Consider the following 22,647-nt stretch of genomic DNA (forward strand, 5'->3'; position numbering starts at 1 on the left):
AAACACCGGCAGCCACCGCGCTGCCTTACCTACAATCGCCGATATAAGACAATTTGTGTAAAATACCATTCATTAACCTTAATATATGGTTAACGCTAAATTTGAATAAGCTGATATAGCTTATCGACTTTGCACGTCACGGAAAAAAGCGGCGGGAAGGATCAGGCGACGCGGCGGCCGCGACGGCGGGGTTCGCCGGGTTTGCGGGCAAGCGTCTCGTAGAGATCGCGCAGCGCATCGGGCGACATGGGGGCCGCGAAAACGTAACCCTGGACAAGATCGGCGCACTGGTACTTGTTGATAAGGGCGAGTTGCTCGCGCGTCTCCACCCCCTCCACCACGATCCGCAGCCCCAGTTCGCGCGACAGGTTCACCGTGCCGCGCAGGAGCTGGAAGCGGCGCGGGTCCTCGCCGATATTGCGCACGAAGGACCGGTCGATCTTGATGACGTCGAGCGGCAGCTGGTCGAGATAGCTGAGGCTCGAATAGCCGGTACCGAAATCGTCGATGGCAATGGTGATGCCGCGGGCGCGAAGCTCCTGCAGGATCGCCTGCACCTTGACCGGCTCCTCCATGAGGCAGCTTTCGGTGACTTCCAGGTGCAGCCGGTGCGGCGCGAGCCCGCCTGCCGCCAGCGCCTCGGCGACGAGATCGATGATGCTGGTGCCACGAAGGTCCTGCACGGAGAGATTGACCGAAACGCCCATATGCTCCGGCCAGGTCGCGCAATCGGCGCAGGCCCGCATGATCATGAAGCGGGTGATTTCGGAGACGATGCCCATCTCTTCGGCGATCTGGATGAACACGTTCGGCGGCACCGGCCCCCGTTCCGGATGCGTCCAGCGCGACAGCGCCTCGCAGCATTCGATGCGCGAACCATCCGGCACGAACATCGGCTGGTAGGCGACGGAAAGCGTGTTGGTGGCGAGCGCCTCGCGCAGGTCGTCCTTCAGCTTCTGGCGGTCGATGTAGCGCGCGTCCATCTCCTGCTCGAAGACGGTGACGCTGCCCTTGGCGCGCGACTTGGTCTCGAACAGCGCGAGATCGGCGCGGATCTGCATTTCCTCCAGCCGGAAATCGCCGCTCGGCACCATCACGCAGCCGGCGCTGAAGGAAACGAGGAAGGTCATGCCGTCGAATTCGTAAGTGCCGCCCAGCTGCTCATGGAAGCGGCGCATGCGCGCTTCGAGGTCGCGGCGGTTGCTTTCGTTCGGGAAGAACAGGATGAACTCGTCACCCATCAGGTGGCCGGCGATCACCTTGTCGCCGGCAAGCCGGCGCAGCCGCTCGGCAATGGCACAGAGCAGCCGGTCGCCGGTAACGTGGCCCTTCATGTCGTTGACATGCTTGAAGTCGTCGATGTCGAGAACCATGAAGCCGACCATGCCGGGCTTCTTGCGATCGGCAAGCGCCTCCTGCACGAGATCGGAGAAGTAGGTGCGGTTCGGCAGGCCGGTGAGGCTGTCGTAGCGCACCATGTGCAGGATCTTGTTTTCCGCCCGCACGCGCGCGGTCACGTCTTCGAAAATCAGCACGGCGCCGCCGTTCTCGCGCGGGGAAGCGGTGAATTCGAGATAGAGGCCGTCCGTAACCTGCACGAGCGCGCGGGACCGCTCGCCCTTCAGAAGCTCGTCGAGCTGGCGCAGGATCGCCCTGCTCTGGTCGGCATTCAGGAAGGTATTGCGCACGCCGAAACGCAGGACCACGTCGAGGTGACAATCCTTCAAGCGCTCCTGATTGCCGAGATGCAGAAGCTCGCAGGCGCGACGGTTGGCGACGAGAATGCGGTGGTCCGCATCGAGCATGAACAGGCCGTGCGGCATGTTGTTGAGCGCCGTGTCGAAACGATCGGCGATGATCGAAACCTCGCGCGTCGCCAGCACGTTCTTATAGAGGAATTCGCGCACGCCGTTCGCCATCATGCGCGTCGTCATCACGAAGGGCAGGATGAGGACCGCCAGCACCGCGTGATAGAAGTCCCCCAGGCCGAGGAAGCCCACCACCATCGGGAAGCAGGCGGAGAAGGTCATATAATCGACCGCCCGCTTCGAGCCGCAATTGCGCCCGACGACGGAGACCATGGTGGCAAGCGTCACCGCGATCGTGGCGAGTTCGGCAAAACTGTCGCGGCTGAAGAGCAGACTGTAGCCGCAGGCGGTGCCGAGCGCCATCGTCGTGCCGACGGCACCGAGATTGTACCAGTTCTCCCAATAGCGGATGCCGTCCATGTCGAGGGCGTCCTGGTCCACCCGGTCGAAGTGGCGCATGCCGACGGCGCGCAGCGACCAGATGAGCACGACGAGCCCGCTCCAGGCGAGGAAAAACGGGTCGGCGGTTTTTGCGTATACGAAAGAGAACGTGATGACATGCGAAATCATGCCCACGAAAAGGGTCTGGCGGTTCCCGTACAGCGAGCTGACGAACGACAGGTAGACATCGGCCGGCAGTGTGTTTTGACCCTTATCCTTCATGGACTAGGCACTCCCTTGACGAGAGAGGGTTACCGACCAAAATTTAATGAATGATTTCGGGAAATTACCCAATAACGAGGGTATAGTCCGCCATAATTGCACGCAAGTTCAACCGGTGGAAGTGGTATTCAACCCAATATTGCAATATTGCCGGTTTTGGCCGGCAAAGTTCAACCTGGCATGAGTAAACGACGCAACTTCCTGACTCCACTGCGACACAGTATTGCGTGAAAGGGGAGTGAGAAAAACCTTTTGTACAATCGCTGTTTGCAAGCCTTTGGTTAACGACCTGTCGCTGTAAGACTATCAAATATCATCACGCAAGGACAGAGCCTCCAACCCGCCTACCGCCTGAAACAGCGCTTCCGTCGTCATTTCGCCCGAAAGGGGGAATTGACTGGGACGGGATTTGATAGCAAATCCTCAATTGGTATTTCTTTTTCCGGAGCCCATCATGTCGAAACCCGTCGTCGCCATTCCCGCCGATATCAGGGAAATCGAAGGCAACGTCTGGCAGGCCACCCCGAACCAGTATGTGCGCGCCGCCGTCAAGGGCGCCAACGTGACCGTCTTCCTCGTGCCGGCGCTCGAAACGGACAACGATTTCGACGGCATCCTGGACCGGGTGGACGGGCTTCTGGTCAGCGGGTCGCGCACCAACGTGCACCCCTCGCTCTATGGCCGGGAAGCAACCGAGGCGGAAGGCCCCTATGATCCCGCGCGCGACGCGACGAGCCTGCCGCTCATCCGCCGGGCACTGGAGCGCGGCATTCCGCTGCTCGCCATCTGCCGCGGCATCCAGGAGCTGAACGTCGTGCTCGGCGGCACGCTCGCCAACGAGATCCAGGAACAGCCGGGCATGTGGGACCACCGCAAACCGGACACGCCGGTGCTCGACGTCGCCTACGGCATCCGCCAGACGGTCACCGTCAAGGAAGGAAGCTGCCTGGCCGCAGTCGTCGGCGCCGGCGCGGTGCAGGTGAACTCGCTGCACCGGCAGGCGATCTCCGAGATCGCGCCGCGCCTGGCCGTGGAAGCGGTCGCCGAAGACGGCACGATCGAAGCCGTCTCCGTCATCGGCGCCAAGGCCTTCGCGGTCGGCGTGCAGTGGCATCCGGAATATTGGGTCGGCTCCGACCAGCCGTCGAACAGCCTGTTTGCCGCTTTCGGCGAAGCGGTGCGTGACTATGCCGCCGCCAAGCAGGGCGTCGCCCGTCCTGCCGAGGCGGACGTGCTGGCCTTCGGCTCGGTCAAGTCCGCCTGATCGCATCCCGCGACCAGAGAGCGAGCGCGGCGAGGCTGAAGGCCGCGCCGGCGATGCACACGCCCGTCCAGCCGAAGTGCGCATAACTCGTCGTCGACGTAATCGCGCCAAGTGCGCTGCCGGCCGAATAGAACACCATGTAGCCGCCGACGAGGCGGCTTCGTGCTTCCGGGCGCCGGGCGAAGATCAGGCTCTGGTTGGTGACATGCACTGCCTGCACCGCGAAATCGAGAGCCACGACACCCAGCGCGAAGACGACGAGCGAGCGGGGAAGAAACCCGATCGCCAGCCACGACAGGCAGAGCAGCGCCAGCGAAAACCCCGTCGTCCGTTCCGCAAAACCCCGATCGGCGAGGCGCCCGGCGCTGCCTGCCGCAAGCGCTCCGGCCAGTCCCGCAAGGCCGAAGAGGCCGATCTGCGTGTGGGACAGCGAAAAAGGCGCGGCGCTGAGCGGCAGCACCATCGCGGTCCAGAGCGTGCTGAAGCTCGCGAAGATCAGGAAGGCGAGGCCGGCGCGCAGGCGCAGCACCGCCTCCTGCCAGAAGAGAAGCGGGATCGATTTCAGCACCGCTGCATAACGCTCGGAGCTGCCGACGGGAATGTCGCGCGGCAGGACGCGGACGAGCAGCATGCCCAGGACCAGCATGAGGCCGGCGGAAGAGAAATAGACCACCCGCCACCCTCCGATATCCGCCAGCACGCCGGCGACGAACCGTGCGGTCAGGATGCCGACCACCACGCCGCTCGTCACCAGCCCCACAGCCTGCCCCCGCTCCGCCGGCCGCGCCAATGTCGCGCTCAACGCCACCAGCACCTGCACCACGACGGCCAGCAGTCCCACCACGATCATGCCGGCAAACAGCGCGAAAACATTGGGCGCACTGCCGATGGCGGCCAGCGCGATGGCGGAAAGCAGCGTCTGGGCGACGATGAGCTCGCGGCGATCGACGAGGTCGCCAAGCGGGACGATGAAGACGAGGCCCGCCGCATACCCCACCTGCGTCAGCGCCACAACGAAGCCCACGGCGCCCGGCGATATGCCGAACGTCGCCGCGATCGTGTCGAGCAGCGGCTGCGCATAATAGATATTCGCGACGCTGGCGCCGCAGGTAAAGGCAAAGACCAGCAGCGTCCAGCGCGGCAGGGCCTGTTGGGTGGCGGTCGTCGCATCCATGATCGGTCTCCAGTCATCAAGTCCTATAATGAGACCACTTGCGACGAGCGCATTCCAGTTCTATTTTAAGACCAGTTTAATGTCAGGAAAGCAGACGATGAAGCGCAAGAGTTTTCGCGAAGCGGAGTGCCCCGTCGCGCGCACGCTGGATGCGATCGGCGACTGGTGGTCGCTGCTGATCGTGCGCGACGCCTTCGACGGCATCCGGCGTTTCGGCGCGTTCCAGCAGAATCTTGGCATCGCCAAGGGCATGCTGAGCACGCGCCTGCGCGATCTCGTGGAAGCCGGTGTTCTCGACCTCGCACCCGCATCTGATGGCAGCGCCTACCAGGAATATGTGCTGACCGAGAAGGGCCGCGGCCTGTTTCTCGTCATCGTGTCGCTGCGGCAATGGGGGGAAGACAACCTCTATCGCGACGGCGAAAAGCGTTCCGTTCTGGTGGATGAGGCAACGCGTTTGCCGGTCTCGCGGCTCACGCTGCATGCGTTCGATGGGCGCCGGCTTGAATGGGCGGATACGCGGCTGATCTAGTCAGCGGAAATCATCGTGACCATGGCATCGGCGGGTTCGACCGCCTCATAGGCGAGCCCGTCGCCATCGACCACGGTGAGGATCGCCTCGCCCCGCGCGTCGGCGACAACCACCGTGCCGTCGCCATTGCTGATCCAGGTGCGCGCCGCCGAGAGGCCCGGCCAGACGGCCTCGCAATCCCCATTCGCCGTAAAACGTTCGCTGCGGCTGGAAATCCTGGTGCCGCGCTCGGCCAGGCAGGCGGTGTTCGCCACCACGTTGGAGATCGTATAGCTGTGGCCCGCGGTCTGTGCCGGAATGGAATTCGAGATCACCGGATCGATCGCCGGCGTCTCATGGCTGACCACGCTCCAGAGACCCAGCGACAAAACGCCGGCCGCGGCGGCAATCATCAGCGTCTTCATGGGGTCTCCTTTCGGCTCGTTCCGACGCACAAAGCATGCGCCCGCAAACTTGCCGAAAGGTTAATGAAGGCTTTCCAGACCTTACCCGGCTTTTCGCGTAAAGGGCGTTTCCGGCACCGGCGTCACCGCCGTTCCGCGCTCGAACCAGGTGAAAAGATTGTCCGCCACGAGATCGGCCATGGCATCGCGCGTCGCAACCGAGGCCGAAGCGACATGCGGCAACAGCGAGACGTTCGGCAGATCGAGCAGCGCCTGCGGCACATGCGGCTCGTCATAGAACACATCGAGGCCGGCCGCCGCGATGACGCCATCCTTCAGCGCCGCCGCAAGGGCCGCCTCGTCAACCGTCCAGCCGCGCCCGACATTGATCAGCACGCCATTGGAGCCGAGCGCCTGAAGGATTTCCGCATCGATCGTGCGGTGTGTCTCCGGCGTCTTCGGCACAATGGCGATGAGGATATCGACCGCCCCGGCAAGCTCCGCCAGCGACGGATAATAGGCATAGGGCACGCCCTCGCGCGGACGGCGCGTGTGGTAGGCGATGTCGATGCCGAAACCTTTCAGCCGTTCGGCGATGGCCATGCCGATGCGCCCGAGCCCGTAGATGCCGGCCTTGCGGCCGCGCAGGCTGAGCGGCGTCAGCGGAAAGGCGCCGTCGCGCACCCAGCGCCCCTCGCGCAGCCAGCTCTCGGCCTGCGGGAAACGGCGCACGGTGTTGAGCAGCAGGCCAATCGCCGTGTCCGCGACCTCGTCGTTCAGCACATCCGGCGTATTGGTGACGACGATTGCGCGCGCGGCAGCCGCCGTCACATCGATCCCGTCATACCCGACGCCGAAGCTCGCGATGATTTCCAGCCCCGGCAGATGTTCGATCAGCGCCGCACCACAGCCGCCGGAGACGGCGATGCCGGAAATGCTCGCGGCTTCCGAACGGGCCAGCAATGTGGGGTCCGGCCGCTCGATGCGCACGACATCGAAGGCCTCCGTGATGCGATCGAGCACCCGCTCGCGGATCGTGCCCGGCACGAGAATGCGTGTCTTGGCCGCCATGGCAAAACCTCCCTGCTGTCTGAAATGCCTCAGCCTTCCGGATGCGGCTTCAGCGGTCCGGTGGATTGCCGGATGCGCATTTCCGGCTTGATGAGGTGGATGCCGTCCGGCTCGTGGCTGCCCGAAAGCTTGTCGAGCAGCGCGCGTGCGGCGTTGCGCCCGACCTCGGACTGGCCGTTCCAGACGGTGGTGAGCGCGGGCGTGGCGATGGCCGCCTCTTCGAGGTCGTCGTAACCGGTGACGGAAACGTCGCGGCCGGGCACGAGGCCGGCGCGGGCGATGCCGTTCATCAGGCCGATCGCCACGAGGTCGTTCCAGCAGACGGCCGCCGTCGGCTTCTGCGGCAGCGAGAGGAAATGCACCGCCGCCTCGAAACCGCCCTGCTTGGTGCGGGGGCCGGGAATGCGGAGACTCGGATCGACCTCTATATTCGCCTTGCGCAGCGCGTTGACATAACCCTGGTAGCGGTCGCGGCCTGTCGACGTCTGGTCCGTGCCGCCCACCATGGCGATGGTGCGGTGGCCAAGGCCGATCAGGTGATTGGTGGCAAGCGAAATGCCATAGCTGTCATCGCCGCGGAAAATCGGCACGTCCAGCCCCTCGATGGAGCGCGCGATGAGGATGGCCGGCATGCCATTGTCCTCGGCAAGCTGGATATCCTCCGGCGGCGTGCCGATGGCCGGCGACATGATGACGCCGTCGCCGCCGAGCTGCAGCAGCGTCTCGACGAAATTGCGCTGCTTCTCGACCGAATCGTAATGGTTGGAGAGGATGAAGGTCTGCCGGTCGCGATCGAGCTCGCTTTCGATGGCCTTCAGGATTTCCGCGTAGAACGGGTTCATGATGTCGTGCACGACGACGCCGATGATGCCCGAGCGGGATGTTCGCAGGCTCGCAGCGCGGCGATTGTAGATATAGCCGAGCGCGCGGGCCTGTTCCTTGATGCGATCCCGGGTCGAGGCCGCGACGAGCGGACTGTCCCTCAGCGCAAGCGATACCGTCGCCGTGGAAACGCCGAGCGTCTCCGCGATGGTGGAAAGCTTGATTTTCTGGGCCACGACCCCTCCCCAGACGATGCGTTTAAAACCGTTTATTTAAACAGTTTAAATGTCCTCGGCAACAGGCTTTTCGCCGTTGCGTGGGCCATCCGGCAGGTTGGCGTGGAGGTTCTCGTCCATGGTGCGCAGCAGCTTGAGCAGCTGGCGCACATCCTTTTCGCTCAAGCCCTCGGCCGCCTGCTCTTCGCTGAGCCGCCCGGCTTCGGTGATCGTCTCGACGGTGGCGCGGCCAGACTCAGTGAGGTGCACGACGGTGAGCCGCCCGTCGGTCTCGTCCGGGCGGCGTTCGACGAAGCCCTGCGCCTCCAGGCGGCCGATCGTGCGCGTCATGGTCGGCGCCTTGACGCCGAGGCGGGTGGCGAGCGCACCGGCGGTCAGCCCCCCCTCCTCCGAAAGCGCGAGGATCACGCCGTCCTGTCCGGCATAGAGCCCGGTCGCCAGAAGATTGCGCGACAGCACCGTGCGCATGGAGCGGGCGGCATTGACGACCGCGGCGGCAAGGCCGGCACCCGAGACGTCATCGTGCGACTTCTTCTTCTTGCTCTTCTTCGCGTCCTTGCCGTCCTTGTGCTTCTTGCCCATCGATCGCCTCTCCCAAGTGCCGGATCGCCCTTGCGTCGCGGGCCCCGCCTTCATATGACTCAGGTTACAGGCGCGCGGCAAGTCAGGATCGGAGTGGAAGGAATGGCGCATCCCAAGATGCGATGGACCGAAAACGATCTGGACCTGCCGCCGGAAGCGCGCGCGGACTGGATCGCCGTCCTGCCGCTCGGCGCCCATGAAGGCCACGGCCCGCATTTACCGCTCGAGACCGACACGCTGATCGCCGAGGGCGTCGCCTCCCGGCTGATGGCCGTGCTGCCGGCGCACCTGCCCGTCACCTTCCTTCCCGTCGAGCCGGTCGGCTATTCGCCCGAACATCTCGACGTGCCGGGCACGCGCTCGCTCGATTATGCCGAGGCCATCGAGCGCTGGCTTGCGATAGCCGGAGACCTGCGCCCCTTCGGCATCCGCAAGCTGGTGCTGCTCAATGCCCATGGCGGCAATTCCCCGCTGATGACGATCGTCGCGACCGAGGCGCGCATCCGCTTCGACATGCTCGTCGTCGCGACCGCCTGGACCCGCTTCGGCCAGCCCGACGGATGGATCACGCCGGAAGACAAGGCGATCGACATCCATGGCGGCGACATCGAGACCTCCGTCATGCTCGCGCTTCATCCCGAAGTCGTCCACATGGAGAAGGCGGAGCGCTTCGGCTCGCGCCAGGCGGAATTCGCCGCCCGCTTCGCGCATCTGCGCGCCTACGGGCCGCATGCCTTCGGCTGGAAGATGTCCGATCTCAACCCGAAGGGTGTTGCGGGCGATGCCAGTGCGGCGACCGCGGAAAAGGGCGAGCGGCTGCTCATGCATGCCGTGCGCGGCCTCGTCGCCCTCCTCGAAGACGTCGCCGCCTTCGATGTGAAGACGCTGGACTAAAAAACGCTGTTTTGCGTCCGGAATTGCGTAGCGACAAAGACCCGATCGCATTTGCGCTGGCCCGTTCGATCTCCTATATCAGACGCCAACCGGACGTCTCAGCCGTCCCCGCAATCGCTCGAGGTTCCCATGACCGAAACAGCCCTCCCGAAGCCCATTCCCGTCACCGTGCTCACCGGCTATCTCGGCGCCGGCAAGACGACGCTGCTCAACCGCATCCTCACCGGCAATCACGGCAAGCGATATGCCGTCATCGTCAACGAATTCGGCGAGATCGGCATCGACAACGACCTGATCGTCGAATCCGACGAGGAAATCTACGAGATGAACAACGGCTGCATCTGCTGCACCGTGCGCGGCGACCTGATCCGCGTGGTGGAAGGCCTGATGCGCCGCCCCGGCCGCTTCGACGCCATCATCGTCGAGACCACCGGCCTTGCCGATCCAGTGCCGGTCGCCCAGACCTTCTTCATGGACGACGACGTGCGCCAGAAGACCGAGCTCGACGCGGTCGTGGCACTGGTCGATGCGAAGCACCTGCCGCTGCGCCTGAAGGACAGCCGCGAGGCGGAAGACCAGATCGCCTTTGCCGACGTCGTGCTGATCAACAAGACCGACCTCGTGAGCCCCGAAGAGCTGGCGCGCATCGAGGCCACCGTTCGCGTGATCAACCCGTCCGCCCGCATCCACCGCACGACCCGCTCGGAAATCGACCTCACCAAGGTTCTGGACCAGGGCGCGTTCAACCTGGAGCGTGCGCTCGAAAACGATCCGCACTTCCTCGACCACGATGCGCCGGACCATGTCTGCGGCCCGGATTGCGGCCACGACCATCATCACCATGGTCACGACCACGATCATGCGCACCACCACCATGATCACGACCATCACCACCACGACCATGACCACCATCACCACGACCACGGCGTCTCGCCGATCCATGACGTGACGGTGCAGTCGATCTCGCTGCGCGGCGGCGAGATGAACCCGGACCGCTTCTTCCCCTGGATCCAGAAGATCACCCAGACCGACGGCCCGAACATCCTGCGCCTCAAGGGCATCATCGCCTTTGCCGGCGATGACGAGCGGTACGTCGTGCAAGGCGTGCACATGATCGTCGAAGGCGATCACCAGCGCGCCTGGAAGGACGGCGAGAAGCGCGAAAGCCGCTTGGTCTTCATCGGCCGCGATCTTGATCGCGAAAAGATTGAACGAACCTTCAAGGCCTGCGAGGCACAGACCCAATAATGCCGACTGTCGCTCCTCTTGATCTCGACGACCACGTCGTCGCGGCCGCCTTTCTTGGTGACGTGCCGTTCTTCGCCTCCGCCTCCGGCGCCATCAACCGTCTCGACCATGGTCACAAGGTCACCGAGGCGCATGATGGCCTGCTTGCCTGCGTGCGCGACGAAGCGAACGACACGCTGATCACCGGCGGTGAAGACGGCAAGGTAATGCGCATTGCCGCCGACGGCAGCGTGAGCCTTGTCGCCGAAGTGCCGCGCAAGTGGATCTCCATCGTCGCCGCCGGGCCGCAGGGCGCGGTCGGCTTCGCGGAGGGCCGCACGGCCCGCGTTAGGCTTGCGGATGGCACGATCAAGGAGTTCGTGGAGGCACGCTCCGTCGAAGGCGTGGCCTTCGCGCCGAAGGGGCTGCGGATCGGCCTGGCGCGCTACAATGGTGCGTCTTTACATTGGGTGGCGATGGCCGCCCAGCCCGTCGATCTCGAATGGAAAGGCGCCCATACCGGCATCACCTTCTCGCCGGACGGCCGCTTCGTCGTCACCAGCATGCAGGAAAACGCGCTGCACGGCTGGAAGCTCGACTCGAAGCCCGGCGGCGATACCCGCCACATGCGCATGACCGGCTATCCGGCGAAGGTGAAGTCGCTCTCCTGGTCGGCGAAGGGCAAGTGGCTCGCCTCGTCCGGCGCGCCGGCCGCGATCGTCTGGCCTTTCTCCGCGAAAGACGGCCCGATGGGCAAGCCGCCGCTGGAACTCGGCACGCGCAGCGACGTGATGGTCACGGCCGTCGCCTGCCATCCGGCGGAAGAGGTGGTCGCCATCGGCTATTCGGATGGCATGGTTCTCGCCGCCCGTTTCGCCGACAGCCGCGAAGTGCTGCTGCGCCGCCCCGGCAAGGGCGCCATCACCTCGATCGCCTGGAGCAAGAGCGGCAAGCTCATCGCCTTCGCCAGCGAAGCCGGCGATTGCGGCGTCGTCGACATCGCGGGATAACGGCATAAACCCGGAAGAGCGGCGCTCTCCCGGGCCCACGGACCGCAAGGGTGGGGATGGTACGGTCAGTGTTTGCGCTTCTTGCAGCCGCAATCGCTGCCGCCGAGAATGCCGAGCGTGTTGCCATTGAGGATGCCCGACAGGGTGCCGTTGAGCACGCCGTTCAGAACCTTGTTGTTGTCGTTGTCCGTCAGGATATCGCCGATGCCGAGCCCGACGCTCGGGGCGATGACGATGCCGCCCGTCTTGTTGCCGTTCAGAATGCCGAGGCCGCTGAGAAGGCCGCCGGCGGACGCCTGGCTGGCGCCGGCAAATGCGAAGATGGTTGCAATGAGGATGGTGGTGCGGGTCTTGCTCATGTTCTCTCTCCTTCGGTTGTGTACCTCGGTGGTACGCAACTGAAGGTAATATAAGCGCCGATTTACTCAACCGGATTTCCCAATCGTAGCAAATAGTTAACCATAACATAGACAAGTTTAACGATCTGATACCAATCACAACTCATAATAGATAAAATCGCAATATCGGCGCGAAATTCAATCATTGAGAGAAATTTTAACCATGCAACTCTAGGATTCTGTTCCATTAACAGACAGGAACAGGATCCGATGCGCTTCCTTCGTGGCTTCATTTGCACGGCTCTGGCGCTTGCCGGATACAACCCGGCTTCTGCAGACTCAACCATCGATTACAAGGTGGGCGGCGGCTGGACCTCGAATATTTTCCAGGACCCGAGCAACATTTCGGCCGCTTTCAGCGAGGCGAAGCTCGGTTTGCGGGGCAGCCTAGCGCTGGAAGACTCCCATCTCGCCTATGCCCTGAGCGCCGCTATACGTCGCGTGCCAAAGTATCGTTTCGCCGACCAGCGCATCGTGGGCCTGGAGCTCGGCTACAGCCATGATCTCAGCAAGACGGTAAAACTCACATTGAAGGGTGGCGTCGAGCATCGGCGCACCGGCGACATTTTTCTCGATCTGCCCGGCGCGCTGATCGGCTACCGCAAGGCGGACGTCGTCGCCACCGCCAGCGCCGGAATCACGGTCGACCGCTGGGGCGGCCGCAACCACCTGACTGCGACCGTCTCCAAGCTCGACCGCGGCAAGGCGCATTTCACGCTACGCGGCCTGAAGCCGACCCAGCTCGAAGCGGGCTATACCCTGTTCGACGTAACCGGCGGCCATATCCGCCCGCTCTTCGGCGGCGAGGTGGGCGCCACGCTGCAATATCGCGCAAGCCAGATCACCAGCTCAGAACGCCGCGCCTTCGAGCGTTTCCCGGCCGAAATGCTGCGCGGTTCGCTCGCCTATGGCCGCGTCTTCGGCAAGAGCCTGACTCTGATGGCCGAGGCCGGCGTGGTGGGCGTGCAAAGCCCCTATCTCGGCAAGACGGTGGAACGCGCGCGGCCCTTCCTGAAAGGCGAGCTGACCTGGCAGCTCCCGCATCAGGCCGTGCTGAAGGCGAAGCTCACGCGCGACATCCAGCTTGGCGATATCGACGATTCTCTCGGCGAAGACGTGCGCACGGTCGGCCTCTCGCTGGAAAAGGCGCTGACGGAAAAGCTGAAACTCGCGCTCGCCTATGAGCAGGCCTATAGCGACTGGCTCTATTACGACTATCGCACGCGCACGAAATCGATCTCGGCGACGCTGAGCTATGCATTTTCCAAGAGCGCCACCGCCTCGCTGGAATACAGCCACCTCGTGCGCCGCGAAAACGACAAGGCCGCCGACTTCGAGGTCGACGGCCTTGCGGCACGGTTTTCAGGCTCGTTCTGAACCTTCACCACTCCAGCTCGACCTGGGGCCGGCCGTTCGAGGTTTTCTCGGTCGTGCGCCCCGTCTCGTCGACGGTGCAGTTCACCCGCTGGCGGAAGGCGGAGAAGCTGTCGAAGGTCACCACGTCCACCGGCTCGTCGAAATGCAGCGTCATGCGGTAGCGGCCGGGCTGGCTGGTCAGGGCCTGCACGCCGAGGATTTCGGCGTCGAAGGGCTGGCCGAGATAGTGCCCGCGCACGCGCGAGCCGAGCATCCACGGATTGAACGGCGGCCGGTTGCCGACGACGGCATGCAGCGTGTTCCAGTCGCGAAAACCGTATTGCGCGGCGATGAGTTCCAGTGCGCGGGAATGGGAAATCGCCTGGTCGTCTTCGGCGAAACGCGCACGCAGCCGCTTCGCCTGGTCTTTCAGGGCATCGAGGGATGGTAGGGGCGTCGATGTTGGACGCATGTCGGATCTCCAGTGTCTGCATGCGTCATTTCGGAGGGAGCCCGCATTGCCACCGGTTTGCATGCATGATGCTGGAAGACCGATCGTCATTCAGAGAGACTTCACCAAAGCTAACGCTCGCGGACGGCAGGGGCTCTCACCCTGCCCCGCACATAAGGCTTCGCGCGCCGCCTGTCAAATGGCGGGCTCTTGCATCGCCGGCTGAGGCATGGGAGCAATCGCAGCGGGAGGAACCACCATGACCCTCGTCACCCTGCTTGCCTTCGCCGCCGTCGCCTTCATCGGCATCGCCACACCTGGTCCCACCGTCCTGCTCGCGCTCACCAACGGTTCGCGCTACGGGATCAGCCGTGCACTGCCCGGCATGGTCGGCGCCGTGCTGTCAGATTTCGTGCTGATCGGCGCCGTCGCACTCGGCCTCGGCGCGCTTCTCGCCGCGTCCGAATTCTGGTTCACTGTCGTCAAATGGCTGGGTGCGGCCTATCTCGCCTTCCTCGGCATCCAGATGCTGCGCTCCACCGGCACCCTCCGCCGTGCCCTCGACGACACACAGGCCGCCGGCCGCACGACAGCGCGGGCGATCTTCTCGAAGAGCCTGCTGGTCGCCGTCACCAATCCCAAGGGTTACCTGTTCTTCTCGGCCTTCCTGCCGCAGTTCATCGACCCGTCAGCCCCGCAGACGCAGCAATATGCCCTGCTCGCGCTGGTCTTCGCGGCCATCGATTTCGTCGTGATGTTCGGTTATGCGGCGCTGGGCTCGCAAGCCGTGCGCCTGCTCAAGACATCCGGTGCCGCCTGGCTCGACCGCATCTGCGGCGGTGCGCTGCTGGCGCTTGCCGGCTCGCTCGCCTTCTATCGTCGCGCCGCGAGCTGATCAGCTCTCGGCGGTGCCGATGATCTTGGCCAGGAGATCATGCAGGTCGTCGCGGTAGCCGGAACGGGCGGACGGGTCGCCCTCGTCGGAGGTCATGGCAACCGTCAGGCCGAGGTCCGGCACGATGTAGAGCATCTGGCCGCCGAAGCCCCAGGCATAACGCACCGTCTTGCCGCCGATGACCCGCTCGAACCAGCCATAGCCATAGCCGTCGTTGGAAAAGCGCGAGTTCGTGCGCGACTGCCAGGATTGGCGGACCCAATCCTCCGGCACAAGCTGTGTGCCATCCGCGGTGCGCCCGCCATTGCGGTAGAGTTCGCCGAAGGCCAGCAGCGAGCGCGCGCTCATCGCCATCTGGTTGCCACCGAGATAAATACCCTGCGGATCACGATCCCAGGCGCCGATGCGGAACCCCTCAAGCGGACCGAGCCAGTCGCGGGCAAGCGCCAGCGTCGACTTGCCGCCGACCTTCGTCAGGATCGCCGAGAGAAGATGCGTCGAGCCGGTGGAATAGAGCATCGCCCCGCCCGGCTCATCGGCGAAGGGCATGGCGAGTGCGGCGCGCACCCAGTTGCGGCTCGCGACCCAGCGGCCGTAATTGCCGCCGGAGGTGCGCTCCAGCCCCGCCTGCATGGAGAGCAGGTTGCCGATGGTGATGCGGTCGAGCCGCGGATCGCGCTCCGCCGGCAGGTCGCTGGCGAGGATGGGCGCGATCGGCTGGTCGACGCCTTCGAGCAGGCCCTTGGAAATGGCAATGCCGACAAGCGCCGAGATGATCGACTTCGACGCCGATTTGATGTTCGCGCTCTCGGCCGGCGTATGGCCGCCATAACCGCGCTCGGCGACGATCTTGCCGTCACGCGCGACGACGACCGCCTTCAGCTGTGACAGCGAGGCGGCCGCAGACAGCGTCTCGGCGATCGTCTGCACCGGCTGGGCGATAACGGGTTCCTGCGCGCGGGCGCCGGCGAGCGGCAATGCCAAGGCAAGACCGATAATGAAAAGCTGCTTCCTCATGGGAAGGCAGATAGGCGACGGGCGGCGCGATTTCATGGCCGATGGCCGGGCTTCACGTAGTGTTGAAAACCCGTGTGCACCGGCCATGAACGGCTCGATCCTCAGAAGCGGTAGGTTACGCCGGCGCCGACCAGCCAGGGATTGAGCTTCACCTTGCCCGTCAGCGGGGTGCCATTGAGGTCGACCTTCCATTTCGGTTCGAGAAAGATCTTCTTCACGTCGAAGTTCATGCCCCAATGATCGTCCAGCATGTAATCGAAACCGACCTGCAGGGCGGCGCCGACCTTGTTCTCGATATCGAGCTTGGAAAAATCGCCCGAGCCGGACTGGTTGTAGAAGAATGTATAGTTCACGCCCGCGCCGACATAGGGCTTGAAGGCGCCGAAATCGGTGAAATGGTATTGCAGCGTCAGCGTCGGCGGCAGCAGCCAGGCCTTGCCCACCCTGCCGAGCCCGGCGATCGAGCCGGCCGCATCGACATGCGCATAGGTCGTACCAAGAATGAGTTCTGCTGCGATGTTGTCTGTGAAAAAATAGGAGATATCGAGCTCCGGAATGACCGTATCCGAATAGGAGAGGTCGGAACCGGCAATCCCGTTCACGGCGCCCGAATCGTTCGTGATGATGCCGAGGCCGCGCACGCGGATCTGCCAGGGGCTGTGCGCCGCGAGGTCGATCGTCGCCTCCGGCGGCGCCATGCGCTCTTCGAGGTCCGCCGCAAAGGCCCCGTTGCCCACTAGCACCAGCCCGGCGGCAAGCCCCATCCATTTCCCAATCATATCGTCTCTCCTGATCGTCTTTGCGGAGCGACTATGGAGCCGGCGGAAGAGGCCCGCCCTTGAGATGGATCAAACGGCGACGAGATCGGTGCGAAATTCGCACCGATCTTGACAATTTCACAATTAAAACAATGACAAGCGTCAAATCCGGCCTGAACTCAGGCCGCCTTGCGCATCTCCGTGCCGGCCAGGCGGCGGCCGCTCGCAACGAGCATGCCGGCAACGCCGTCGAGCCAGCCGTCCTTCAGCTCCAGCGCCAGGAAGCGCCGGCGCTCGAACGGGCCGGGCATGACGAGGTGCTGCGCCTTGTCGGCAAAGAAGCCGAAGCGCTCGTAGTATTCCGGATCGCCGACGAGCAGCACCGCGCCATGGCCGCGGCCACGCGCCTCGGTGATGGCAGCCCGCATCAGCGCGCCGCCGATGCCCTTGCCCTCATGCTCGCAATCGACGGCGAGCGGGCCGAGCAGCAGCGCCGGCACGGCATTGCCGTCGGAATCGACGCCCGCCTCGACATTCCACAGGCGGACGGTGCCGATGACGTGGCCATCCGGGTCGCGGGCAACGAGTGCCAAGCCTTCCGCAGCCACGCGGCCGCGGCGGATCTTTTCCGAGGATTTACGGAAACGCCCCTCGCCCATGACGCGGTCAAGCAAACGCTCGCGCGCGACGACGTCGCCGGCATTTTCCCGGTCGATAGTGAAAGCGGCATGCGCGAAGAACGCGCGGACAGAATCAAGAACAGTGGCCATCGTTGGGCCTCCCGAACTCAAAACCGATTCAAACGGTATCTGGAAGGAATTGTGAATTTGGCGCTCCCGCTCGAAACGGGAGCGCCGGTAGATTTAGATGACGTAGGCCTTGAGCGGCTCGAAGCCGTTGAAGGCGACGGCCGAATAGGTCGTCGTATAGGCGCCGGTGCCCTCGATCAGAACCTCGTCGCCGATCGAAAGGGTGATCGGCAGCGGATACATGTTCTTCTCGTACATCACGTCGGCCGAATCGCAGGTCGGGCCGGCGAGCACGCAGGGCTCCATCTCGTCCTGATCGCGCGCGGTGCGGATCGGGTAGCGGATCGCCTCGTCCATGGTTTCGGCGAGGCCGCCGAACTTGCCGATGTCGAGGAAGACCCAGCGGTGGTTGTCGTTGTCCGACTTCTTCGAGACGAGAACGACTTCCGCCTTGATCACACCCGCATTGCCGACCATGCCGCGGCCCGGCTCGATGATGGTTTCCGGGATCTGGTTGCCGAAGTGCTTCTTCAGCGCACCGAAGATCGCCTTGCCATAGGCTTCGGCAGACGGAACGTCGCGCAGGTACTTCGTCGGGAAGCCGCCGCCCATGTTGACCATCTTGAGTTCGATGCCCTGCTTGGCAAGCTGCACGAAGACGCGCTTGGCATCGGCAAGAGCCGAATCCCAGGCATCGACCTTGGTCATCTGTGAGCCGACATGGAACGACACGCCATAGGAGACGAGACCGTTCTGGTGGGCGTAGACGAGCACGTCGACGGCCATCTGCGGCACGCAGCCGAACTTGCGCGACAGCGGCCATTCGGCACCTTCACCATCCGTGAGCACGCGGCAGAACACGCGCGCACCGGGAGCGGCACGGCCGATCTTCTCGACTTCCTCATGGCTGTCGACGGCGAAGAGCGAAACGCCGAGCGCATGCGCCTTGGCGACGTCGCGTTCCTTCTTGATCGTGTTGCCGAAGGAGATGCGGCTCGGGGTGGCACCGGCATCGAGCGCCATTTCGATTTCGGCGACGGACGCGCAATCGAAGTTGGAGCCCATGGAGGCGAGCAGGCGCAGGACTTCCGGCGCCGGGTTTGCCTTGACGGCATAATAGATCGAGCTGTCGGGCAGCGCGTGGCGGAAAGCCTTGAAATTGTCACGCACGACATCGAGGTCGACCACGAGGCACGGGCCGTCGGGACGTCGGGTGTTCAGGAAGTCGATAATACGTGCAGTTGCCATTTCGGTATTCCCCATATCCAGGTTGCTCCGGGAAGCCCGGAGGACAAAGGGCAGAATGCAAGCACGCTTTGGAACCAGCCGGTGGAGACCCCGGAACCAAACGTGCGCATCATGCGCGATCGGTGAACCGAAGCCCGCCTAGGCTTCAATTCGGCTTTGTCTGCCTTGGATTGGCGGGAAAACCCGACCGCACGTCCGGCAATGAAGGTGTGCCTCTTCAGTAACCCCGGCTGTTGGAAAGCCGGCAGACACCAGAAAGGCCCGCACCGTCGTTGCTTCAAGATGTCCTCGCTCTTCCGGTTGGCCGGAGAAACGACTGGAGGGGTTAATTCCAGGTACCTTACCGAGTTCCTCACCAAATCGAGGGTCGGCGGACACCCACAGGCACGTGCGACTTTGGGCAAAGGGGAGATAAGAAGAATCGCTGTCGTAATCAAGAGGTTTTTTGAAAGTCGCTATTGAAAATATTTTGACAGCCACGACATTCGCCGGACTGGTTTTCACAGAATGGTGATTACGCACCGGCCACCGTTTCGGCCGCAGCCGCGTGGGGACACATGGACACTCTGACCCGAATCCGGGCCTTCATCGACGTCGTCGACGCCGAAGGCTTTTCCGCAGCCTCGCGCAAGACCGGCCGGTCCAAGGCGCTGCTCTCGAAATATGTGCGCGAACTGGAGGACGAATTGGGCACGCTCTTGCTCAACCGCACCACCCGCCAGTTCTCCATGACCGAGGCCGGCCACACCTATTACCGCACCGCTTCCGATATCCTGAAGGAGATCGACAACCTCGCCGATCTCGTGCGCGAGAAGAACACGGATCTGCGCGGCAAGCTGAAGGTTTCCGCGCCCCGCACCTTCGTCGATGCCGATATCGGCCAGTCGATCATCGATTTCGGCAAGGAGCATCCGGAACTGTCGCTCGAAATCGTCTCCGACGATCGCTTCGTCGATCTCGTGGAGGAAGGTTTCGACGTGGCCATCCGCATCACGCGGCTGGAGGATTCCGCCCTCATCGCGCGAAAACTCGGCGATTTCTTCCTGAAGATCTGCGTGAGCGAAGAATTCCTCGCCCAGGCCGGCCCGATCAACCATCCAAGCGACCTCGCGCGCCTGCCCTGCATCATCGACACCAACGGCAAGTCGCACAGCAACTGGCGCTTCATCGACGAAAAGGGGGCCGGCTTTTCCGTGCCGGTCGGCGGGAATATCGAGGTGAACAGCCCGACGGCGGCGGTGCGTGCGGCGGCAAGCGGGCTCGGCGTCGCGCAGGTGCCGGCGTTCATCGCCCGCCATTGCCTGGAAACCGGCAAGATCGTCTCGATCCTCGAAGATTACCTACCCACCGACCGCGGCATCTACGCGATCTATCCGCATCGCCGCTACCTGCCGGCGAAGGTGCGCACCTTCGTGGATTTCCTGCACGCCTGGTTCCGTCGCAATCCCGGCATCGAGGCCTGATAAAGTCCCAATTCCGACCCATTTGCGTTACATTCAACCGGACGATTCTGAACGCCCGCGAGAGGACTGACACCCATGCGATTCCTCCCCCTCCTCCTTGCCGGCGCAGCGCTTGCCGCCCCGGCGGCGGCGCTCGCCCATCCGCACATTTTCGCGGAAGCCCGGCTGGAAGTGGTGGCGGGCGAGGACGGCACGGTCAGCGAGCTGCGCAATGTCTGGCGCTTCGACGAGATGTTTTCGGCGAGCGTCGTGATGGACTTCGACAAGAACAGCAATGCGGCGCTCGACCCGGACGAACTGGCGGACGTCGGTAAGACCGTCCTCGAATCGCTGGAAGAGTTCAGCTACTACACGACGATCACCGAGGACGGGAAAACCATCAAGGTCGGCAAGCCGGACGCGATCAATGTCGACTACAAGGACGGCCAGCTGCTGATGTTCTTCACGGTCAAGCCGGGCGAGACGATGCCGCTCAAGGGCAAGCTCACCTTCGGCGTCTACGACCCCACCATGTATGCCGCGATGGATTTTGCCTCGGATGACGATCTCGTGGCCGTCGGCGACAAGTTTTCCGCCTGCAAGCGCGCCGTCGTGCGGCCGGATGCGGATGAAGTGCTCGCCCAGAACCAGGACAGCCTGACGGAAGCCTTCTTCAACGACCCCGCCGGCACCGACATGTCGAAACTCTTCGCCACCCGTCTGGAGATGACATGCTGACCCGCGGACGCGCCCTCACGCTTCTTACCCTGACGCTCGCCATCGCCGCGACCGCGAGCCTCGCGCACGCCGCATCCCCGCTCGGCATCGGCTCCGCGGAGCCGGGCTTCAACACGACCGGCACCTTCGGCAGCCTGTTTGGCTGGATCAACGCGCAGCAGCAGGGTTTCTACCGGCTGATGACCGGCGCGCTGAAGGACATGCGCGAAACCCCCTGGGCAGCCTCGACGCTCGTCGGGCTCTCCTTCGCTTATGGCGTCTTCCATGCCGCCGGCCCCGGCCATGGCAAGGCGGTCATCTCCTCCTACATGCTGGCAAACGAGGTGGAGCTAAAGCGCGGCGTGCTGCTCTCCTTTCTCTCCTCGATCCTGCAGGGCGTGGTCGCCATCCTGCTCGTCGGTGCGGCCTTCCTGTTCCTGCGCGGCACGACCGTTTCGATGACCGACGCCACCCGCGCGCTCGAAACCGGCAGCTACGCGCTGATCGCCCTCTTCGGCGCCTGGCTGCTGTTCCGCAAGCTGCGCCCGGCCCAGCGCCGCGCCTCCGCGCTCGGCGCACAGGCCGTCGAGGTGCATGACCATCATCATCACGGCCATGATCACCATCACCATCATGCCGGCGAGATCTGCTCGACCTGCGGCCATGCCCATGCGCCGGACCCGTCGCTGTTGAAGGGTGAGCGCTTTGCGCTCAGGGAAGCCTGGTCGGCCATCGTCGCCGTGGGGCTGCGCCCCTGCTCCGGCGCGCTCATCGTGCTGAGCTTTGCTCTGTTGAACGGCCTCTATCTCGGCGGCCTGCTCGCGGTCTTCGCCATGTCGATCGGCACGGCCATCACCGTCTCGACGCTCGCCACGCTCGCGGTCACCGCCAAGGGTGCGGCCGTGCGGTTCGCCGGCAACGGTTCCGCCGCCGTGCGCGTCGGCAACGCCATTGAGATCGGCGGCGCGGCTCTGGTCATGGTTCTGGGACTGCTGCTGCTCGGAGCCTCGCTCCAAGCCTAGTTTTCGTGGTTGCGCTGGTAGCGCGCACGCAGCCAGAACAGCAGGAAGAAGCCGAGCACGAGCAGCGTGCCGAAGATGCCCGCGAGCCAGGGCGAGACGCCGCCGAGTGCGATCATGATGCGCGGCAGGAAATAGAAGGCCACGCCCGTTCCCAGCAGGATGGCGAGCGCCGCCAACACCGGCGATTTTGCCTTGCGCTCCCCGCTCATGCCGACAACCCGGCGCGGATGTCTTCCAGCTTGCGCTTCTGCTGGCCGTCCGCATCGAAATTATCCGGCGACAGCCAGGCATCGAAGGCCTTGGCGACGACGGGCCATTCGCCGTCGATGATCGAGAACCAGGCGGTATCGCGGTTCTCGCGCTTGGACAGCATGTGCTGGCGGAACACGCCTTCGAAGGTGAAGCCGAGGCGGGCGGCGGTGCGCTTGCTCGGCTCGTTGCGGTTGTCACACTTCCATTCGTAGCGGCGGTAGCCGAGATCCTCGAAGACGTGCTTGGCGAGCAGGTACTGCGCCTCGGTGGACAGCGGCGAGCGGGACATGGCGCCGCCATGCGCGATGCCGCCGATCTCGACGACGCCGTTTGCCGGATCGGGCCGCATGTAATGCGCCATGCCGACGACCGTGTCACTCGCCTTGTCGATGATGACCTCACGCACCCAGCCGGACTTGAGCACGGCCTCGGACCAGGCGTCGAAACCCTCGATGCCGGTGAAATCGTCCTGTGCGAAATATTTCAGCAACGGATTGATCGCCATGCCGCCGAAGGCATCCCACAGCGCCTGGAGGTGTTTTGCGCGATCATAGGGCTCGAGGCGCACGGTGCGGCCCTCGAGGGCCACGGGGGCCGGCGGCGGGCAGCCTTTCCAATCCTTGAGGTCGCGCATGAGAAATCCTCCTTCGGTCTTTGCCGAAGGGATAGAGCAGCG

Annotated in this window: 24 protein-coding genes; 10 read left to right on the forward strand and 14 right to left on the reverse strand. The window is 63.9% G+C overall.

The features are described 5' to 3' along the window. Positions 1–161: 161 nt before the first annotated feature. On the reverse strand, positions 162–2,471 hold the full coding sequence (locus GB927_RS24220) for a putative bifunctional diguanylate cyclase/phosphodiesterase (RefSeq protein ID WP_256119795.1): 2,310 nt from the start codon (positions 2,469–2,471) through the stop codon (positions 162–164). A 454-nt stretch (positions 2,472–2,925) separates the two neighbouring features. Here GB927_RS24220 and GB927_RS24225 point away from each other — a divergent pair, with 454 nt between their 5' ends. After that, positions 2,926–3,735 carry a gamma-glutamyl-gamma-aminobutyrate hydrolase family protein gene (locus GB927_RS24225; protein WP_256119796.1) on the forward strand — a complete coding sequence of 270 codons (810 nt, stop codon included), beginning with the start codon at positions 2,926–2,928 and terminating at the stop codon, positions 3,733–3,735. Here GB927_RS24225 and GB927_RS24230 read toward each other — a convergent pair. After that, positions 3,722–4,909 carry an MFS transporter gene (locus GB927_RS24230; protein ID WP_256119797.1) on the reverse strand — a complete coding sequence of 396 codons (1,188 nt, stop codon included), beginning with the start codon at positions 4,907–4,909 and terminating at the stop codon, positions 3,722–3,724. The genes GB927_RS24225 and GB927_RS24230 overlap by 14 nt on opposite strands. 97 nt (positions 4,910–5,006) lie before the next feature. Between GB927_RS24230 and GB927_RS24235 the strand changes: the two genes are divergently transcribed. Further along, positions 5,007–5,441 carry a winged helix-turn-helix transcriptional regulator gene (locus tag GB927_RS24235; protein WP_256119798.1) on the forward strand — a complete coding sequence of 145 codons (435 nt, stop codon included), beginning with the start codon at positions 5,007–5,009 and terminating at the stop codon, positions 5,439–5,441. Here the strand turns inward: GB927_RS24235 and GB927_RS24240 are convergent. The 4 genes from GB927_RS24240 to GB927_RS24255 all read right to left on the reverse strand — a co-directional run bounded on the left by GB927_RS24240 (position 5,438) and on the right by GB927_RS24255 (position 8,535). Continuing rightward, a complete protein-coding gene (locus tag GB927_RS24240) occupies positions 5,438–5,845 on the reverse strand; it encodes a hypothetical protein (RefSeq protein ID WP_256119799.1) in 408 nt (135 codons plus the stop codon). The genes GB927_RS24235 and GB927_RS24240 overlap by 4 nt on opposite strands. Before the next feature lie 81 nt (positions 5,846–5,926). Continuing rightward, positions 5,927–6,895 carry a 2-hydroxyacid dehydrogenase gene (locus GB927_RS24245; protein WP_256119800.1) on the reverse strand — a complete coding sequence of 323 codons (969 nt, stop codon included), beginning with the start codon at positions 6,893–6,895 and terminating at the stop codon, positions 5,927–5,929. 29 nt (positions 6,896–6,924) lie between these two features. Continuing rightward, a complete protein-coding gene (locus GB927_RS24250; protein ID WP_256119801.1) occupies positions 6,925–7,953 on the reverse strand; it encodes a LacI family DNA-binding transcriptional regulator in 1,029 nt (342 codons plus the stop codon). A 45-nt stretch (positions 7,954–7,998) separates the two neighbouring features. After that, a complete protein-coding gene (locus GB927_RS24255; protein WP_256119802.1) occupies positions 7,999–8,535 on the reverse strand; it encodes a MarR family winged helix-turn-helix transcriptional regulator in 537 nt (178 codons plus the stop codon). 102 nt (positions 8,536–8,637) lie between these two features. Between GB927_RS24255 and GB927_RS24260 the strand changes: the two genes are divergently transcribed. From GB927_RS24260 to GB927_RS24270, 3 genes are all read left to right on the forward strand, one after another. Then, positions 8,638–9,429: a creatininase family protein gene (locus tag GB927_RS24260; RefSeq protein WP_256119803.1), complete on the forward strand. Its 792-nt coding sequence runs from the start codon at positions 8,638–8,640 to the stop codon at positions 9,427–9,429. Between the two features lie 129 nt (positions 9,430–9,558). Further along, positions 9,559–10,677 carry a CobW family GTP-binding protein gene (locus tag GB927_RS24265; protein ID WP_256119804.1) on the forward strand — a complete coding sequence of 373 codons (1,119 nt, stop codon included), beginning with the start codon at positions 9,559–9,561 and terminating at the stop codon, positions 10,675–10,677. After that, on the forward strand, positions 10,677–11,666 hold the full coding sequence (locus GB927_RS24270; protein WP_256119805.1) for a WD40 repeat domain-containing protein: 990 nt from the start codon (positions 10,677–10,679) through the stop codon (positions 11,664–11,666). The genes GB927_RS24265 and GB927_RS24270 overlap by 1 nt, the downstream gene beginning before the upstream one ends. Positions 11,667–11,731: 65 nt before the next feature. Here the strand turns inward: GB927_RS24270 and GB927_RS24275 are convergent, their stop codons facing one another. Further along, a complete protein-coding gene (locus GB927_RS24275; RefSeq protein WP_256119806.1) occupies positions 11,732–12,025 on the reverse strand; it encodes a hypothetical protein in 294 nt (97 codons plus the stop codon). A 249-nt stretch (positions 12,026–12,274) separates the two neighbouring features. Here GB927_RS24275 and GB927_RS24280 point away from each other — a divergent pair, with 249 nt between their 5' ends. Further along, positions 12,275–13,441 (forward strand): porin family protein, encoded by a 1,167-nt coding sequence (locus tag GB927_RS24280; RefSeq protein ID WP_256119807.1) that lies wholly within the window; start codon positions 12,275–12,277, stop codon positions 13,439–13,441. Between the two features lie 4 nt (positions 13,442–13,445). Here the strand turns inward: GB927_RS24280 and GB927_RS24285 are convergent, their stop codons facing one another. Further along, a complete protein-coding gene (locus GB927_RS24285) occupies positions 13,446–13,892 on the reverse strand; it encodes a glyoxalase superfamily protein (RefSeq protein WP_256119808.1) in 447 nt (148 codons plus the stop codon). 238 nt (positions 13,893–14,130) lie between these two features. Here GB927_RS24285 and GB927_RS24290 point away from each other — a divergent pair, with 238 nt between their 5' ends. Beyond that, the gene (locus GB927_RS24290) at positions 14,131–14,766 is read left to right on the forward strand and encodes a LysE family translocator (RefSeq protein WP_256119809.1); all 636 of its coding nucleotides are present in this window, start codon (positions 14,131–14,133) and stop codon (positions 14,764–14,766) included. Here the strand turns inward: GB927_RS24290 and GB927_RS24295 are convergent, their stop codons facing one another. The 4 genes from GB927_RS24295 to odc2 form a co-directional block, all read right to left on the reverse strand. Then, the gene (locus GB927_RS24295; RefSeq protein WP_256119810.1) at positions 14,767–15,783 is read right to left on the reverse strand and encodes a serine hydrolase domain-containing protein; all 1,017 of its coding nucleotides are present in this window, start codon (positions 15,781–15,783) and stop codon (positions 14,767–14,769) included. Positions 15,784–15,884: 101 nt separating this feature from the next. After that, positions 15,885–16,562 (reverse strand): OmpW/AlkL family protein, encoded by a 678-nt coding sequence (locus GB927_RS24300; protein WP_256119811.1) that lies wholly within the window; start codon positions 16,560–16,562, stop codon positions 15,885–15,887. A gap of 158 nt (positions 16,563–16,720) precedes the next feature. Then, complete coding sequence (locus GB927_RS24305; protein WP_256119812.1) at positions 16,721–17,311, reverse strand: GNAT family N-acetyltransferase; 591 nt, start codon at positions 17,309–17,311, stop codon at positions 16,721–16,723. 93 nt (positions 17,312–17,404) lie between these two features. After that, positions 17,405–18,538, reverse strand: coding sequence for an ornithine/lysine decarboxylase (gene odc2, locus GB927_RS24310; protein WP_256119813.1), 1,134 nt, complete (start codon positions 18,536–18,538; stop codon positions 17,405–17,407). 557 nt (positions 18,539–19,095) lie between these two features. Between odc2 and GB927_RS24315 the strand changes: the two genes are divergently transcribed. The 3 genes from GB927_RS24315 to GB927_RS24325 all read left to right on the forward strand — a co-directional run bounded on the left by GB927_RS24315 (position 19,096) and on the right by GB927_RS24325 (position 21,719). Then, entirely contained in the window at positions 19,096–20,001 is a 906-nt protein-coding gene (locus tag GB927_RS24315) for a LysR family transcriptional regulator (RefSeq protein ID WP_256119814.1), read from the forward strand. A 75-nt stretch (positions 20,002–20,076) separates the two neighbouring features. Further along, positions 20,077–20,718, forward strand: a complete 642-nt coding sequence (locus GB927_RS24320) for a DUF1007 family protein (RefSeq protein WP_256119815.1) — start codon at positions 20,077–20,079, stop codon at positions 20,716–20,718. Continuing rightward, a complete protein-coding gene (locus GB927_RS24325) occupies positions 20,712–21,719 on the forward strand; it encodes a nickel/cobalt transporter (protein ID WP_256119816.1) in 1,008 nt (335 codons plus the stop codon). The genes GB927_RS24320 and GB927_RS24325 overlap by 7 nt, the downstream gene beginning before the upstream one ends. Here the strand turns inward: GB927_RS24325 and GB927_RS24330 are convergent. Further along, positions 21,716–21,928 carry a hypothetical protein gene (locus tag GB927_RS24330; protein ID WP_256119817.1) on the reverse strand — a complete coding sequence of 71 codons (213 nt, stop codon included), beginning with the start codon at positions 21,926–21,928 and terminating at the stop codon, positions 21,716–21,718. The genes GB927_RS24325 and GB927_RS24330 overlap by 4 nt on opposite strands. Continuing rightward, entirely contained in the window at positions 21,925–22,605 is a 681-nt protein-coding gene (locus GB927_RS24335) for a GNAT family N-acetyltransferase (RefSeq protein ID WP_256119818.1), read from the reverse strand. Before GB927_RS24335 ends, GB927_RS24330 begins: the two co-directional genes overlap by 4 nt. Positions 22,606–22,647 lie beyond the last annotated feature (42 nt).

Origin of the sequence: Shinella lacus (assembly GCF_010994755.1) — a bacterium.
Classification (GTDB): Bacteria; Pseudomonadota; Alphaproteobacteria; order Rhizobiales; family Rhizobiaceae; genus Shinella; species Shinella lacus.

What these genes read in the sequence shown, in the direction of transcription:
- GB927_RS24285 (WP_256119808.1), bottom strand. Translation starts at nt 13,892, where the DNA reads ATGCGTCCAACATCGACGCCCCTACCATCCCTCGATGCCCTGAAAGAC.
- GB927_RS24255 (WP_256119802.1), bottom strand. Translation starts at nt 8,535, where the DNA reads ATGGGCAAGAAGCACAAGGACGGCAAGGACGCGAAGAAGAGCAAGAAG.
- GB927_RS24230 (WP_256119797.1), bottom strand. Translation starts at nt 4,909, where the DNA reads ATGGATGCGACGACCGCCACCCAACAGGCCCTGCCGCGCTGGACGCTG.
- GB927_RS24275 (WP_256119806.1), bottom strand. Translation starts at nt 12,025, where the DNA reads ATGAGCAAGACCCGCACCACCATCCTCATTGCAACCATCTTCGCATTT.
- GB927_RS24335 (WP_256119818.1), bottom strand. Translation starts at nt 22,605, where the DNA reads ATGCGCGACCTCAAGGATTGGAAAGGCTGCCCGCCGCCGGCCCCCGTG.
- GB927_RS24300 (WP_256119811.1), bottom strand. Translation starts at nt 16,562, where the DNA reads ATGATTGGGAAATGGATGGGGCTTGCCGCCGGGCTGGTGCTAGTGGGC.
- GB927_RS24295 (WP_256119810.1), bottom strand. Translation starts at nt 15,783, where the DNA reads ATGAGGAAGCAGCTTTTCATTATCGGTCTTGCCTTGGCATTGCCGCTC.
- GB927_RS24305 (WP_256119812.1), bottom strand. Translation starts at nt 17,311, where the DNA reads ATGGCCACTGTTCTTGATTCTGTCCGCGCGTTCTTCGCGCATGCCGCT.
- GB927_RS24290 (WP_256119809.1), top strand. Translation starts at nt 14,131, where the DNA reads ATGACCCTCGTCACCCTGCTTGCCTTCGCCGCCGTCGCCTTCATCGGC.
- GB927_RS24260 (WP_256119803.1), top strand. Translation starts at nt 8,638, where the DNA reads ATGGCGCATCCCAAGATGCGATGGACCGAAAACGATCTGGACCTGCCG.
- GB927_RS24320 (WP_256119815.1), top strand. Translation starts at nt 20,077, where the DNA reads ATGCGATTCCTCCCCCTCCTCCTTGCCGGCGCAGCGCTTGCCGCCCCG.
- GB927_RS24265 (WP_256119804.1), top strand. Translation starts at nt 9,559, where the DNA reads ATGACCGAAACAGCCCTCCCGAAGCCCATTCCCGTCACCGTGCTCACC.
- GB927_RS24325 (WP_256119816.1), top strand. Translation starts at nt 20,712, where the DNA reads ATGCTGACCCGCGGACGCGCCCTCACGCTTCTTACCCTGACGCTCGCC.
- GB927_RS24225 (WP_256119796.1), top strand. Translation starts at nt 2,926, where the DNA reads ATGTCGAAACCCGTCGTCGCCATTCCCGCCGATATCAGGGAAATCGAA.
- GB927_RS24235 (WP_256119798.1), top strand. Translation starts at nt 5,007, where the DNA reads ATGAAGCGCAAGAGTTTTCGCGAAGCGGAGTGCCCCGTCGCGCGCACG.
- GB927_RS24270 (WP_256119805.1), top strand. Translation starts at nt 10,677, where the DNA reads ATGCCGACTGTCGCTCCTCTTGATCTCGACGACCACGTCGTCGCGGCC.
- GB927_RS24315 (WP_256119814.1), top strand. Translation starts at nt 19,096, where the DNA reads ATGGACACTCTGACCCGAATCCGGGCCTTCATCGACGTCGTCGACGCC.
- GB927_RS24240 (WP_256119799.1), bottom strand. Translation starts at nt 5,845, where the DNA reads ATGAAGACGCTGATGATTGCCGCCGCGGCCGGCGTTTTGTCGCTGGGT.
- GB927_RS24220 (WP_256119795.1), bottom strand. Translation starts at nt 2,471, where the DNA reads ATGAAGGATAAGGGTCAAAACACACTGCCGGCCGATGTCTACCTGTCG.
- GB927_RS24245 (WP_256119800.1), bottom strand. Translation starts at nt 6,895, where the DNA reads ATGGCGGCCAAGACACGCATTCTCGTGCCGGGCACGATCCGCGAGCGG.
- GB927_RS24330 (WP_256119817.1), bottom strand. Translation starts at nt 21,928, where the DNA reads ATGAGCGGGGAGCGCAAGGCAAAATCGCCGGTGTTGGCGGCGCTCGCC.
- odc2 (WP_256119813.1), bottom strand. Translation starts at nt 18,538, where the DNA reads ATGGCAACTGCACGTATTATCGACTTCCTGAACACCCGACGTCCCGAC.
- GB927_RS24280 (WP_256119807.1), top strand. Translation starts at nt 12,275, where the DNA reads ATGCGCTTCCTTCGTGGCTTCATTTGCACGGCTCTGGCGCTTGCCGGA.